This window comes from Citrobacter sp. CK195 (genome assembly GCF_030333365.1).
Classification (GTDB): Bacteria; Pseudomonadota; Gammaproteobacteria; order Enterobacterales; family Enterobacteriaceae; genus Citrobacter_B; species Citrobacter_B koseri.
This window is the reverse complement of the sequence record NZ_JAOWGB010000022.1, coordinates 1-12,705: the sequence shown is the minus strand read 5'-3', so window position 1 is coordinate 12,705 and position 12,705 is coordinate 1. Positions and strand designations below refer to the sequence as shown.

Annotated in this window: 14 protein-coding genes and 1 pseudogene; 10 read left to right on the top strand and 5 right to left on the bottom strand. The window is 50.1% G+C overall.

Going from position 1 to position 12,705, the window contains the following annotated elements; genetic code table 11:
* Nucleotides 1-42 precede the first annotated feature (42 nt).
* The 10 genes and pseudogenes from OGX93_RS04890 to OGX93_RS04845 all read left to right on the top strand — a co-directional run bounded on the left by OGX93_RS04890 (nucleotide 43) and on the right by OGX93_RS04845 (nucleotide 9,231).
* Nucleotides 43-1,971: a phage tail tape measure protein gene (locus tag OGX93_RS04890; RefSeq protein WP_286449787.1), complete on the top strand. Its 1,929-nt coding sequence runs from the start codon at nucleotides 43-45 to the stop codon at nucleotides 1,969-1,971.
* Nucleotides 1,972-2,003: 32 nt separating this feature from the next.
* Nucleotides 2,004-3,344, top strand: a complete 1,341-nt coding sequence (locus tag OGX93_RS04885) for a DNA circularization protein (protein ID WP_286487785.1) — start codon at nucleotides 2,004-2,006, stop codon at nucleotides 3,342-3,344.
* Nucleotides 3,341-4,402 carry a phage baseplate assembly protein gene (locus OGX93_RS04880; protein WP_286487784.1) on the top strand — a complete coding sequence of 354 codons (1,062 nt, stop codon included), beginning with the start codon at nucleotides 3,341-3,343 and terminating at the stop codon, nucleotides 4,400-4,402. The genes OGX93_RS04885 and OGX93_RS04880 overlap by 4 nt, the downstream gene beginning before the upstream one ends.
* Complete coding sequence (locus tag OGX93_RS04875; protein WP_286487783.1) at nucleotides 4,402-4,932, top strand: phage baseplate assembly protein V; 531 nt, start codon at nucleotides 4,402-4,404, stop codon at nucleotides 4,930-4,932. Before OGX93_RS04880 ends, OGX93_RS04875 begins: the two co-directional genes overlap by 1 nt.
* A 4-nt stretch (nucleotides 4,933-4,936) precedes the next feature.
* Nucleotides 4,937-5,350 carry a phage GP46 family protein gene (locus OGX93_RS04870; protein WP_200077416.1) on the top strand — a complete coding sequence of 138 codons (414 nt, stop codon included), beginning with the start codon at nucleotides 4,937-4,939 and terminating at the stop codon, nucleotides 5,348-5,350.
* Nucleotides 5,343-6,422, top strand: coding sequence for a baseplate J/gp47 family protein (locus OGX93_RS04865; protein ID WP_286449791.1), 1,080 nt, complete (start codon nucleotides 5,343-5,345; stop codon nucleotides 6,420-6,422). The genes OGX93_RS04870 and OGX93_RS04865 overlap by 8 nt, the downstream gene beginning before the upstream one ends.
* 2 nt (nucleotides 6,423-6,424) lie before the next feature.
* Nucleotides 6,425-7,012: a YmfQ family protein gene (locus OGX93_RS04860; RefSeq protein WP_286487782.1), complete on the top strand. Its 588-nt coding sequence runs from the start codon at nucleotides 6,425-6,427 to the stop codon at nucleotides 7,010-7,012.
* Nucleotides 6,999-8,045, top strand: coding sequence for a phage tail protein (locus tag OGX93_RS04855; protein ID WP_286487781.1), 1,047 nt, complete (start codon nucleotides 6,999-7,001; stop codon nucleotides 8,043-8,045). Before OGX93_RS04860 ends, OGX93_RS04855 begins: the two co-directional genes overlap by 14 nt.
* Nucleotides 8,042-8,635 (top strand): annotated as a pseudogene (locus OGX93_RS04850) (macro domain-containing protein); the annotation flags it as partial. The gene OGX93_RS04855 and the pseudogene OGX93_RS04850, both read left to right, overlap by 4 nt.
* 17 nt (nucleotides 8,636-8,652) lie before the next feature.
* A complete protein-coding gene (locus tag OGX93_RS04845; RefSeq protein ID WP_286487780.1) occupies nucleotides 8,653-9,231 on the top strand; it encodes a tail fiber assembly protein in 579 nt (192 codons plus the stop codon).
* 74 nt (nucleotides 9,232-9,305) lie between these two features.
* Here the strand turns inward: OGX93_RS04845 and OGX93_RS04840 are convergent, their stop codons facing one another.
* The 5 genes from OGX93_RS04840 to OGX93_RS04820 all read right to left on the bottom strand — a co-directional run bounded on the left by OGX93_RS04840 (nucleotide 9,306) and on the right by OGX93_RS04820 (nucleotide 12,446).
* On the bottom strand, nucleotides 9,306-10,283 hold the full coding sequence (locus tag OGX93_RS04840; protein ID WP_286487779.1) for a glycosyltransferase family 2 protein: 978 nt from the start codon (nucleotides 10,281-10,283) through the stop codon (nucleotides 9,306-9,308).
* A 54-nt stretch (nucleotides 10,284-10,337) separates the two neighbouring features.
* Entirely contained in the window at nucleotides 10,338-10,748 is a 411-nt protein-coding gene (locus OGX93_RS04835) for a type II toxin-antitoxin system HicB family antitoxin (protein WP_190286983.1), read from the bottom strand.
* Between the two features lie 21 nt (nucleotides 10,749-10,769).
* Complete coding sequence (locus OGX93_RS04830) at nucleotides 10,770-10,949, bottom strand: type II toxin-antitoxin system HicA family toxin (RefSeq protein ID WP_012906750.1); 180 nt, start codon at nucleotides 10,947-10,949, stop codon at nucleotides 10,770-10,772.
* A gap of 307 nt (nucleotides 10,950-11,256) precedes the next feature.
* Nucleotides 11,257-12,066, bottom strand: a complete 810-nt coding sequence (locus OGX93_RS04825) for a glycosyltransferase family 32 protein (RefSeq protein ID WP_286487778.1) — start codon at nucleotides 12,064-12,066, stop codon at nucleotides 11,257-11,259.
* 128 nt (nucleotides 12,067-12,194) lie between these two features.
* Nucleotides 12,195-12,446 carry a DinI family protein gene (locus tag OGX93_RS04820; protein WP_190286984.1) on the bottom strand — a complete coding sequence of 84 codons (252 nt, stop codon included), beginning with the start codon at nucleotides 12,444-12,446 and terminating at the stop codon, nucleotides 12,195-12,197.
* Between the last annotated feature and the right edge of the window lie 259 nt (nucleotides 12,447-12,705).

Genomic DNA, 12,705 nt, shown 5'->3' with positions numbered 1-12,705 from the left:
ATCTGGAATCGGAGGCCGTCCGCATCAATGAGGAAATAAAGCATGGCTGACAGTTTCCAGTTAAAAGCCATCATCACCGCCGTTGACCAGTTATCCGGCCCGCTGAAAGGGATGCAGCGGGAACTGAAGGGGTTTCAGAAGGAAATGGCAGGGCTGGCGTTGGGGGCTGCCGCTGCCGGAACGGCAATTCTTGCTTCGCTGGCAATGCCGGTGAATTCTGCTATTGGCTTCGAATCGAAAATGGCCGACATCCGTAAGGTGGTTGACGGGCTGGACGATAAAAAAGCCTTTGCACAGATGAGCGACGATATTCTGACCCTGTCAACCCGGTTGCCAATGGCGGCGGAAGGTATCGCCGAAATCGTTGCTGCCGGGGGGCAGTCCGGTATTGCCCGCAGTGATCTGATGCAGTTCGCAAACGATGCGGTGAAGATGGGCGTGGCGTTTGACACTACTGCTGAAGAGTCAGGCCAGATGATGGCGCAGTGGCGGACGGCGTTCAAACTGACGCAGGATGATGTGGTTGTCCTCGCCGATAAAATTAACTATCTGGGGAATACCGGTCCGGCGAATGCGAAAAAGATTTCTGATATCGTGACGCGGATCGGGCCATTAGGCAGTGTTGCCGGGGTGGCCTCCGGTGAAATTGCGGCGATGGGAGCCACCATTGCCGGGATGGGCGTAGAGTCTGAGATTGCGTCAACCGGCATCAAAAACTTTATGCTGTCGCTTACCGCCGGAAACTCCGCGACGAAGTCGCAGAAGCGGGCGATGGCTTTTCTGAAGCTGAATCCGGCGCAACTGGCCGCCGATATGCAGAAAGATTCACGCGCGGCGATGCTGAAAGTGCTGGACTCGCTGGCGAAGGTGCCGAAAGCAAAACAGGCATCCGTTATGAATGCCCTGTTCGGCAAGGAATCGTTAGGGGCGATTGCGCCATTGCTGACAAACCTTGACCTGCTGCGCACCAATTTTAACCGTGTTGCGGATGCGCAGGAGTACGGTGGCTCGATGCAGAAGGAATACGCATCGCGCGCGGCCACGACGGAAAACCAGCTGATCCTGCTGAAAAACAGTATCAATGCGATTTCTGTCACGCTTGGCGACACGTTTTTACCTGCGATTAATGAGGCTGCGGAAGAGGTCAAGCCTTATCTGGAACAGGTCAGAACGTTTGTCCGGGCAAACCCTGAACTGGTGCAGTCTGCCGCGAAATTCGGCGCCGCACTGCTGGCTGTCGGTGTGTCGATTGGTACGCTGTCCCGCGCCATTAAAATCCTGAACAGTGTCATTAATCTCTCTCCGGCAAAAATAGCGATTGCTGCACTTGTCGCTGGCGCCATGCTGATCATTGAGAACTGGGATGAAGTTGGCCCTGTAATTAAAGCCGTATGGAAAGAAGTGGATAACGTTGCACAGGCGATGGGAGGCTGGGAAAACGTGATAAAGGGTGTTGGTCTGGTTATGGCCGGATCCTTTACGGTTAAAACAATTGGTGCTTTGCAGCAGTCAGTGTTGCTGGCAGGCCAGTTATCCGGACTGCTGGGTAAAATAGGCAGAATGGGAGCCATGACGCTGACAATCGGCGTTGCGGTATCACTCTTTAAAGAACTTCAGGATATGGGAAAAGCAGCCGGTGATGCAGGGATGGACGCTGGCTCTTTTGTTGTCCAGAAGATGCAGACGAAAGAACGGGAGCGGGGATACAACGGTTTTATTCCCAGACTTAAAGAAATCCTGGGTATGGACGCTCCGATCCCGGAAGGGCGTTATCAACCTTCTGTTCCACTAAACAGGACGCCGGGCGTTCTGGATCGTGCTGTTTCATCAACAACGCAGCGCAGTGAACTCAAAGTGACCTTTGAAAATGCCCCTCAGGGGATGCGCGTGACTGATATTCCGGCCTCCGGTAATCCGCTGATGGGTATTTCCCACGATGTGGGCTATTCGCCCTTTAAAACCCCTCGTTAACCTGCTCCGGCAATTTTTCATAAGGTGAGAACATGGCGTTTTTTTCTTCGCCGGACTGGCGCGACCGCCTGCGCGATGCGTCATTCCGTGGGGTGCCATTCTCCGTTGAGGATGATGATGCCTCTTTCGGGCGGCGCGTCCAGACCCATGAATACCCGAACAGGGACAAACCCTTTACGGAAGATTTGGGACGGGCCGCGCGCCGGTTAACTGTCAACGCTTACGTTATCGGGGATGACTACGCCGATAAACGGGATCGTCTCATTGCTGCCGTTGAAACGGCAGGGCCGGGAACGCTGGTCCATCCGCAGTACGGTGAGATGCAGGGCAGTATTAACGGAACCGTAAAGGTATCGCACAGCAGCCAGGAAGGGCGCATGTCGCGAATAACCTTCGAATTTGTGGAGAGTGGTGAACTTACCTTTCCTGTTGCAGGTATGGCGACGGCGCAGCGTCTGGATGAGTCCTGCGGGCTGTTTGATGATGCCATTGACAGTATGTTTTCTGCGTTCGGCCTCTCAGGCATTGCGGATTTCATTCAGAATGACGTTATTGCTGATGCAACGGCGATGATCAATACCGTCGCTGATGCATTCAACATGGTGGATTCCGGCGTCTCTGCGGCCATGCGTCTGCTGCAAGGGGATTTATCCGTCATACTGATGCCGCCCAGCGCTGCAAATGATTTTGTTCGTGCGTTACAGAAAGCCTGGCGCGCCGGTGACCGTCTGAGTGGCGATACCTCTGATCTGGTCACGATGATAAAAACCCTGTCCGGCATTACGCTGGATCCTGGTCTTTCTCCCAGGGGAACCTGGGTCACTGATTCTGGTTCAGTTATCACCCAAAAGACACAGAGCAATTTGATCGCCTCGGCTATCCGGACAACGGCCATCAGTACGGCTGCCAGTACGGTGACGGCGCTGGCACAGCCGCGTGATGTGTCCGGTCTGCGGGGGACAAATCAACCAGCAGGGACCGGCCGTGACTCTGACATTATCAATATCACACACCCGGCGCTGGATGGCGCTCAGACCGTCAGCAACGACAGTCCTCCACCGAACTATGAGGATCTGAAAGATATCCGGACAGCGCTTAATACCGCGATTGATCAGGAGCAGTTGCGCATCATTGATGATGTGCTTTTCCAGCAAATTTCCGTGATGCGAACTGACCTGAACCGCGACATTTCTGCGCGGCTGGCGCAGGTTGAGCGCACCGCGCAGCGAACGCCTGATGATGTTTTGCCTGCGCTGGTGCTGGCTGCTGCGTGGTATGACGACGCCGGGCGGGAGTCCGATATTCTGACACGCAATCCTGTCCGCCATCCTGGCTTTGTCCCGGTTGAACCGCTGAGGGTACCAGTACGATGAACAATACGGTTTTCTTGCGCGTCAACGGGCGCGAATGGGGCGGCTGGACGTCGGTCAGGATTAGCGCCGGGATTGACCGTATCGCCCGGGATTTTAACGTGGCGATTACCAGCCAGTGGCCCGGCAGTGAGGATGGCGCACCCCGGATAAAAAACGGGGATAAAGTGGAAGTGCTGATTGGCGATGACAAGGTGATCACCGGCTGGGTTGAAGCGCTGCCGCTGCGTTACGATGCCGGCAGTATTACCCGTGGCATTGTTGGCAGAAGTAAAACCGCAGATCTCATCGACTGCACTGCGGCGCCCGCGCAGCAGAGCGGGAAAAATCTGTTCCGTATCGCCAGCGCACTGGCCCGGCCGTTTGGCGTGGAGGTTGTTGATACCGGTGCGCCTACGGTGGCCGTCATTGATGCGCAGCCTGAGCATGGCGAAACGGTGGTGGATTGCCTTAACCGCCTGCTGGGGCAGGTTCAGGCGCTGGCGTATGACGATGAGCAGGGGCGGCTGGTGCTGGGCAAACCGGGGAGCGCGAAAGCCGTTACCGCACTGGTGCTGGGGGAGAATATTCTGTCATGCGACACTGAGTGCAGCGTGCGAGACCGATTTTCAGACTATCTTGTCACCGGGCAACGTCCGGGCACCGATGATGATTTTGGCGAAGCGACCATAGCGGCTATCCGGCAGAGTACCACCGATGCAGGTGTGACCCGCTATCGCCCCCGCACGCTCCAGCAGTCCGGTACGGCCACTACTGACAGTTGCAAATCACGCTGTGAATTTGAAGCGCGGCAGCGGGCAGCCAAAACGAAGGAAACCACCTACACCGTACAGGGCTGGCGGCAGGGAAACGGGGAATTATGGAAGCCTAACCAGTCCGTGGTGGTGTATGACCCGCTGAACGGTTTTGATAATGAAACGCTGGTGATTGCCGAGGTGACGTACAGCCAGGACAATAACGGCACCGTCACTGAAATCAGGGTGGGTCCTGCTGATGCTTATCTGCCGGAACCCGCCAGACCAAAAGCGGCTAAAAAAACGAGCGGGGGGATCGATTTCTGATGAGCAATTCCCTTCGGAATATCGTAGCGCGCGCTGTTATTACCGCGCTCGATACGGCGAAAAAATGCCAGGCGGCCGGGCTGAAACTCATTGCAGGCGAACCCAAGGAGGGCGTTGAGCATCTGGAGCCTTACGGTTTTACCTCTGCTGCGCAGGACGGCGCGGAAGCGGTGGTGCTGTTTCCCGGCGGTGACCGTTCCCACGGCGTTGCTGTTATTGTTGCCGACAGACGTTATCGGCTGAAGGGGCTGAAACGCGGAGAAGTCGCTATTTATGACGATCTGAACCAGTCGGTCACCCTGACCCGTAACGGGATTGTTGTGGATGGTGGCGGTAAGCCGATTGTGTTCACAAACGCCCCCAAAGCCCGCTTTGAAATGCCGATCGAATCCACCGACGACATCAAAGATAACTGCGACGGCAGCGGAAAAACCATGGCGCAGATGCGCGTAACGTATAACGGTCACACCCATAAAGAAAATGGCGACGGTGGTGGAACGACCGACAAGCCAGACCAACCCATGAGCTGACACCATGATCCTCTATGTTAATGGAATCCGGAAGGATGCCACGGATCCGCTCGACCTTTTGACGCGCGCCGTGGTGATTTCTCTCTTCTCCTGGCGCCGCGCTGAGCGGGACGATAAAACCCCGCAGCCATACGGCTGGTGGGGAGACACCTGGCCCACTGTCCAGAATGACCGTATCGGCTCCCGTCTGTATCTGCTGAAGCGACGGAAACTCACCAACAAAACCCCGCAGGATGCCCGCGAATATATGCAGCAGGCGCTGGCGTGGATGACTGAAGACGGCGTGGCAGCGCGCATTGATGTGATCTCAGAGCGTACAGGGATAGATACCCTGGCTGCTGGTGTGACGGTTTATCAGCGTGACGGGGCAATTCACAACATTACCTTTGACGATATATGGAGCGAACTGAATGGCTGACAGTCAATTTGCACGACCCGAACTTCCGCAGTTGATCGCCACCATTCGCAGCGATTTACTGACGCGCTTTCAGCAGGATGTTGTTTTGCGGCGTATGGATGCTGAGGTTTACGCCAGGGTACAGGCGGCCGCCGTTCATACGCTTTATGGCTACCTTGATTATCTGGCCCGGAACATGCTGCCGGATTTATGCGATGAGGACTGGCTATACCGGCATGCGAGGATTAAGCGATGCCCGAGAAAAGACGCGGTGGCTGCAAGCGGTTTTGCTCGCTGGGATGGTCTTGGCGGTACACCGACGCTGCCTGCGGGTACACAGATCCAGCGCGATGACCAGGTGACGTTCACCACCACGCAGACCGTTACGGCTTCTGATGGGCTGTTACGTGTGCCGGTTGTTGCCGACGTTGCCGGTTCTGCCGGTAATACCGATGATGGCACCGCGTTACGCCTGGGGACGCCGGTTAGCGGTATTCCATCAACCGGGTATGCAGATACGCTGAACGGCGGTGATGATGTGGAGGAGCTGGAGACGTGGCGGGCACGAGTGATGGAACGCTACTACTGGACACCCCAGGGCGGTGCGGATCCTGATTACGTCATCTGGGCCAAAGAGATTGCGGTCATTACCCGTGCGTGGACGTTCCGCCATTACCAGGGGATCGGGACGGTCGGCGTGATGGTGGCGACCAGTGACCCGGCAAACCCGGCTCCTGGTGACGATATTGTTCAGGCCGTGCGAGAACATATTCTGCCACGGGCGCCGGTGGCGGGCAGTGGCCTGTTTGTTTTCGCGGCCGCAGAAAAAGTTATTCCGGTGACCATTGCGCTGGCGAAAGACACCCCGGAGATTCGTACTGCCGTTACCGCAGAGCTTAATTCTCTGATGCTGCGCGACGGCCAGCCATCCGGGAAGGTTTACGTATCGCGCATCAGCGAAGCCATCAGCCTTGCGACTGACGAAGTGGCCCACCAGCTGCGCGCGCCGACGGTCGATGTTGTGCTGGGGCAGACTGAGCTGCCGGTACTCGGGGATATCACCTGGGAGACCTACACGGAGGCGACTGAATAGCCATGGCGCTGAATGATGAATACACACAGCTTCTTTATCACCTGCTCCCTCCCGGCCCCGCATGGGAAGGAAAGAACCCGTTGATTGAAGGTCTGGCCCCGTCACTGGCCCGCGTACACCAGCGCGCAGGCGCACTGATGAATGAAATTGACCCGGCAAAGACGACTGAACTGATTGATCGCTATGAGGGGCTGTACGGGCTGCCGGACTCCTGCGCCCCCGATGGCGTGCAGACGTTACGCCAGCGCCAGCAGCGTCTGGATGCTAAAGCAAACGTCGCTGGGGGGATTAACGAACAGTTTTACCGTAACCAGCTTAATGCTCTCGGTTATACCACAGCCACCATTGAACAGTTTCAGAACCTCGACAGCACGCCTGATCCTGAATGGGGCGAGTTCTGGCGTTACTACTGGCGCGTGAATATTCCGGCTGACGCGAATGTTAACTGGCAGACATGCAGCAGTACCTGTGATTCAGCGATCAGGACATGGGGCGATACCGTTGCGGAATGTGTGATCGACAAACTTGCTCCGTCGCACACCGTTGTTGTTTTTGCCTATCCGGAAGGAACAGAAGATGCATCGAATTGATACAGCCACGGCTCAGGTTGATAAATTTGGGCCGGGGAAAAATGGTTTTACGAACGGAGACCCGGCAACCGGCCGCCGCGCGACGGATCTTAACAGTGACATGTGGGATGCCGTACAGGAAGAGATTTGCAGTGTCGTGGAAGGTGCTGGTGAGACCCTTGAAAAAGGGAAACATACCCAGTTATTTGAGGCGATACAGTTGCTGGTAGGGAGTGGTGTGGGTAATGCCTTGTTAAAAGCGCAAAACCTTGCAGATCTCCAGGATAAAGCAAAGGCAAGAAGTAATCTGGCATTAGGGGAACTGGCGACGCTTGGGTTAAATGATGTTTACCCCGTTGGCGCGCCAATTCCGTGGCCGTCTGATTCAAATCCATCTGGATTATATGCTCTTATGCAGGGGCAGACGTTTGATAAAACGAAGTATCCCAAATTAGCGCTTGCCTATCCCTCGGGGATAATTCCTGATATGCGTGGGCAAACCATCAAGGGTAAACCTGCCAGCGGTCGTGCCGTGTTGTCCTTCGAGCAGGACGGCATTAAGTCGCACAACCACTCAGCTTCCGCAGCAAACACTGACCTTGGGACAAAGGCGACAACATCATTCGATTACGGTACAAAACAAACAGTATCATTCGATTATGGTACTAAATCGACAGTATCATTCGATCACGGTACTAAAACGACCAATAACACTGGAGCGCATAGCCATACCACTATTTCAGCGCCACCGAGCGGGAATACATGGGGAACAGGGGCAACGCCCGGTAATGTTCAAATGGCGGGCGATCATTGGAACTACAACTCACAAGGTATGAACACATCCTCAAATGGTGCGCATGCTCATACCGTCGGTATAGGAGCCCATGCCCATAACGTTGGCATTGGTGCTCATGCCCATAATGTGGTTTTAGGGGCACATACGCATAATATGGTGTTGGGGGCTCATAATCACACTATTACTGTTGCTGCGGCAGGTAATGTAGAAAACACCGTAAAAAACATTGCGCTTAACTATATCGTGAGACTTGCATGATTAAATTAATTCTTTCTGCCCCTGTTCCTGAAATCGCGGAGGCATTTGAGCGTCTTTTTTCTGATGATGAAAATGTAGAAATTATCAGTAAGCCGTTTGAAACAATTCCAGATTTTGATTGCATGGTCAGCGCGGCTAACTCTTTTGGCTTGATGGATGGTGGTGTCGATGCCGCCATTACCGCGTTTTTTGGCACGCAACTGATGACCAGAGTTCAGCAGCGCATCGTTAATGAATATTTGGGAGAGCAGCCTGTTGGCTCGGCTTTTGTCATTGAGAGCGGAGATTCTAAACACCCTTGGCTGGTACATGCTCCGACGATGCGTGTTCCTTTGATTATCAGTGGCACTGACGCTGTTTACCTTGCTACGCGGGCAGCACTGCTTGCTGTATATCACCACAACAAGACACATCCTGAACACAGTAAAATTCGGCGCGTTGTGTTCCCTGCTATGGGGGCGGGATGCGGGCAAGTATCAGCTGGCAGCGTAGCAGCACAAATGAAACTGGCGTGGCGCAGTATTGTAACTCCGCCCTCCAGCATTAACTGGCAGTATGCTCTAGGAAGGCAGCATGTTGTTCACTCATCCTGCGATGGAGTTTTATAATGACTTTTGAAATGACAGACTCAGACCGAATTATTACGATTTATAATCTTTCCGCTGACAGTGGTGAATTTATCGGGAAAGGTGATGGTTTTATTCCTGCGCATACAGGTTTACCCGCATGGAGCACAGATATTGCCCCTCCCGATACTCCTGCTGGTCATGTTGCTGTTTTTAATAATAACGATCAGAAATGGTCTGTGGTTGAAGATCATCGTGGTAAAACTGTCTATGACATCCAGACTGGACAGGCTATTTCTATCGAATCACTGGGATCATTGCCTGATAACGTAGTTTCAGTTGCACCGGATGGCTCATATGAAAAATGGGATGGCAAAAAATGGGTGAAGGATGAAGAAGCGGAAAAAGCCGCCAACATCACCGACGCTCAAAACACTAAAGCCAGCCTGATGCAGGAGGCAAATAACACAATTGCTATGCTTCAGGATGCTGTCGATCTCGATATGGCGACCGATGACGATGTGAAGTTGCTGACCGCCTGGAAAAAATACCGTGTGCTACTTAGTCGGGTAAAACCGGAAGATGCGCCGGACATTAACTGGCCGGAACAACCAGCCTAACAAAGTGATTTGGGCTTAGGTATCTCTAAGCCCATTAGAAAGGAACGGACAAACACAGGTCGCCACCTTCTATACTATTTAGTGCCAGCGAGTAGCCTTAACTTGTATTTGAATTTATTTACAAGGCAAAATTCACGGATAAAAAACAATCTAATACGACGGCTTGTTTTTTGTGTTCTGAAATATGGCTTGAGTGCTTTCTTTATATCATGAATTTGCGTATTGTTAAAAAAACAATAGCCATAAATTCTTTTGCTGATTTTTCTTGCAAAATTGTATGTAGTGTATACAGATGGCGATATGATTTCAATCTCATCTTTAGTTTTACCATTAGCTAACTCTTTGAAAACGCTCAAAGCATATATTATATCATCTACATCCATACTTGCCGTGGAGGTGGTTATGCTTCCCTGCCTGATGCGATAGAGCACCAGTTCATCAGTTATGCGGTGGATTTCTTTTGCTGAAAGGTATATTTTTGGTAATAGCGCAACATCTTCGTAGCGCCTTCCAGCAGGAAATTTAAATTCATTAAATAAATCCTTTTTGTAAACTCTGGCCCAGGCATACCATTGACTTCTTAGAAAAGTTTCACGTAAATCACTTATTGAGTTTATTTTAAAGTGTCCATCAGATGACGTTATTAATGGGACTTTCATTTTGTTATTATATTCATAAAGCACTTTTATATTAAACTCGATTAGATCAGTTTCGCCATTCTCTATCACTGGGCGGATTTTCTCCCAGAAGGACGGCGTCCAAAGGTCATCTCCATCCAGTAGCGCTATGTATTTTCCAGATGATGCCTCTATTCCATTATTTCTTGCGATGGATATCCCCTGATTTTTTTGAGATATCACTCTGACAGTTTGAGTCGCTTTTTTGATAAAAGATTCTATTTCTTTAAGCGAGTTATCTGTTGAACCATCATTAATTACAATGATTTCGACACTATCATCAACCTGGCTGCATACAGATTGCAAGCATTCATAAATATAATCCTGGCAGTTGTAGCAAGGAATTATGACGCTTAACAAGAAAGGGGCGCTCATTGAATATGTCCTTATTTTACTGAAATTTATTGTAAATAAAGCCTCTTGCGAGGCTTATCGTTTTTCTCGTCCTATCACTTTATCAGCAGCTACGCGGGACAGGAAGCCAGAACGGCTACCGTACTCAGGGTGTGCGGCGACAAACTGGTCGATACGTCGAATCAACAAAGAGGGAAGGGTGACATTGATTTTTTCCGCTTTCCCCATCAATCGTGTAACATCAACATCCACCAGCGCCCATACTACATCTGCGTAATCAGGATCGTCCAGCCAGTTTTCCACACTGGTAGCTTCCGGTACAGCTTCACCATCTTCCACCAGTAATTCTATATGTGCGTCGATTGCTTCACGTACGCTCTCGATTGCATCCTGATAGTTATCGCCGCCAGAAAAACAGCCAGGAATATCAGGTACGCGAACGCCGAAGGATGAATCGCCTTTATCAATAGCAACGGGGTATAACATTAAAACCTCCAGTAGGGGGGCCTAAAGCCCCGCCTGTTTTTTGATGCTTTTCAGAGTTGGTAGCGGTATGTCCTTTTGTGGATGTTTCACCGTTACCAGCCCTTTCTTCGTTGGGTGTTTGAACTGGTGATGACTGCCTTTTACTCTCACCAGATACCACCCATCGGCTTCTATCATTGCTATTGCATTCCTGCTATCCATCCTCCGGCTCTCTGTGTTGTCTTGATGGGGTTATAGTAACCCTTGGCTAATCTGGTGTCAATACCTTTTGGGGTTATAAGGGTTATTTTTTGCGGGTTATGCGGACAGAAAAAGGGCGAAGAATAGCGAATTGCCGCAGTTGCACTCTTGCAGACGACGCAACTGCGGATTGTACGCGCTTTGTCATTCCAACCAGAATAAATTCTCTGGCTCTCGCCAGCCTACCGACATTTCGTTTATTGTAAACCCGTTCAATGACTCCGGAATATCACTGTAATTGTAAACAGCATCAGGTCGAGTAGAGCGATCATGGGGTTCTAAGTAAGAGTAAATATGAGATTTTTTTCGTTAGCTTAACTGAAAAAAGTGGTTTTTCATTAGATAGAATAGGGAGTTCTCCTTTATCTGATTTTTTCTTTAATCGACTAACGATCAGTCTGTTGAAAATTTTTAATTTATCTTTTCTGGTATGAGATAGTAACCAGGAGCCGGAGAAGTGATGTATGGAATAATTTGTTTTATTATCAACTCTCTCGCAAAAATAATTTGATGGGAAAATTATTTCCTTTTCTCTTAGGTGAATTGTGTTGTCAGATAAAAAAGGTTGAGATATATTGAATTCCTTGACAAGGAACTCAGTGATTAGCAGTGTGTTTGGTGTTAGGTCAAATGTGTTTTTAATTATGAATTTTTTATTTTTATATGTATCCAGTAAATCTTTTATAATACCATTTCCCTTAGAAGCCCCCATTACTGCTGATGTAATAGGGAGAGTTTTGCCATTAAACACTTCATGGCAACTAAAAAAATCGAGTGATAGCAGGTTATCAAATTCTTTTGTTACCTCGACATCTGTATCCAGATAGATACCACCGTGATGGTATAAGGCGTAGAGTCTTATATAGTCGGACACAAAAGCCCATTTTTCATTTTTATACGCTTCAATCGCGTAAGTATTATTAATGGAGTCCAGACATTCATTTCCCCATTCTATAATTTCATAATCTGGGAGGAATTTTTTCCATGTAGCGATGCACTCTAAAACAAATGGGGGTTTAGGTTTATTACCTACCCAAATATAGTGAATCTTTTTTGGTATCAAGGTCAGCCTCTTCATTGCCATCAAATAATAGTTATGAAAAATATTACCATTAACCGTGCTTTAGTGCAGGTATTTTCCCACCTGCTTGGGGTTGTTGACTCACCAGCACACATTGATAGGCGTAGTGATCATCTCTGAAATCATCAGCGAAAACCTTCTCCATTCACAAGCCACATATCAGACTCCTCGAACATCTCTTCCAGCATACGATTAAGTCGTTCTTTTTCAGTCTTTGTGCAGTCACTGTTTAATGCGTTAGCTTGCATCGGCTTAACCCTCACTTCGGCATCTGGAAAGATCCGGTGTACGCGCTTTGTCAGCTCGTTAAGAATGATGTTTCTTGCACCCGGTAACCCCTCTACATTGCGTTTGTCGTAAACGAGTTCCACAAACATAAAATTCTCCTTTTACTGGTTTGATATACAGTTAAATTTAAACTGTATAAATAAACAGTGTCAATGCTTAGGAAAGCAATTTTTGGGGCACCTTTGGGGCAAAAATGGTACGTTTGGGGCAGTTTTGGGGCAGAAAAGAACGTATAAAATTCGGTAAAGTTCATATAGTACCGAAATGAAATTTTTGTAAGTCACTGAAAAATCATATGCTCTTGGACGATCTTTAGTGATTTTAAAAAATATACAATCACATCTTTTC

Excerpts from the sequence above, each read along its gene's own strand:
- OGX93_RS04825 (WP_286487778.1), bottom strand. The coding sequence starts at position 12,066 with ATGAAGAGGCTGACCTTGATACCAAAAAAGATTCACTATATTTGGGTA.
- OGX93_RS04890 (WP_286449787.1), top strand. The coding sequence starts at position 43 with ATGGCTGACAGTTTCCAGTTAAAAGCCATCATCACCGCCGTTGACCAG.
- OGX93_RS04865 (WP_286449791.1), top strand. The coding sequence starts at position 5,343 with ATGGCTGACAGTCAATTTGCACGACCCGAACTTCCGCAGTTGATCGCC.
- OGX93_RS04840 (WP_286487779.1), bottom strand. The coding sequence starts at position 10,283 with ATGAGCGCCCCTTTCTTGTTAAGCGTCATAATTCCTTGCTACAACTGC.
- OGX93_RS04845 (WP_286487780.1), top strand. The coding sequence starts at position 8,653 with ATGACTTTTGAAATGACAGACTCAGACCGAATTATTACGATTTATAAT.
- OGX93_RS04820 (WP_190286984.1), bottom strand. The coding sequence starts at position 12,446 with ATGTTTGTGGAACTCGTTTACGACAAACGCAATGTAGAGGGGTTACCG.
- OGX93_RS04885 (WP_286487785.1), top strand. The coding sequence starts at position 2,004 with ATGGCGTTTTTTTCTTCGCCGGACTGGCGCGACCGCCTGCGCGATGCG.
- OGX93_RS04875 (WP_286487783.1), top strand. The coding sequence starts at position 4,402 with ATGAGCAATTCCCTTCGGAATATCGTAGCGCGCGCTGTTATTACCGCG.
- OGX93_RS04880 (WP_286487784.1), top strand. The coding sequence starts at position 3,341 with ATGAACAATACGGTTTTCTTGCGCGTCAACGGGCGCGAATGGGGCGGC.
- OGX93_RS04860 (WP_286487782.1), top strand. The coding sequence starts at position 6,425 with ATGGCGCTGAATGATGAATACACACAGCTTCTTTATCACCTGCTCCCT.
- OGX93_RS04835 (WP_190286983.1), bottom strand. The coding sequence starts at position 10,748 with ATGTTATACCCCGTTGCTATTGATAAAGGCGATTCATCCTTCGGCGTT.
- OGX93_RS04870 (WP_200077416.1), top strand. The coding sequence starts at position 4,937 with ATGATCCTCTATGTTAATGGAATCCGGAAGGATGCCACGGATCCGCTC.
- OGX93_RS04830 (WP_012906750.1), bottom strand. The coding sequence starts at position 10,949 with ATGGATAGCAGGAATGCAATAGCAATGATAGAAGCCGATGGGTGGTAT.
- OGX93_RS04855 (WP_286487781.1), top strand. The coding sequence starts at position 6,999 with ATGCATCGAATTGATACAGCCACGGCTCAGGTTGATAAATTTGGGCCG.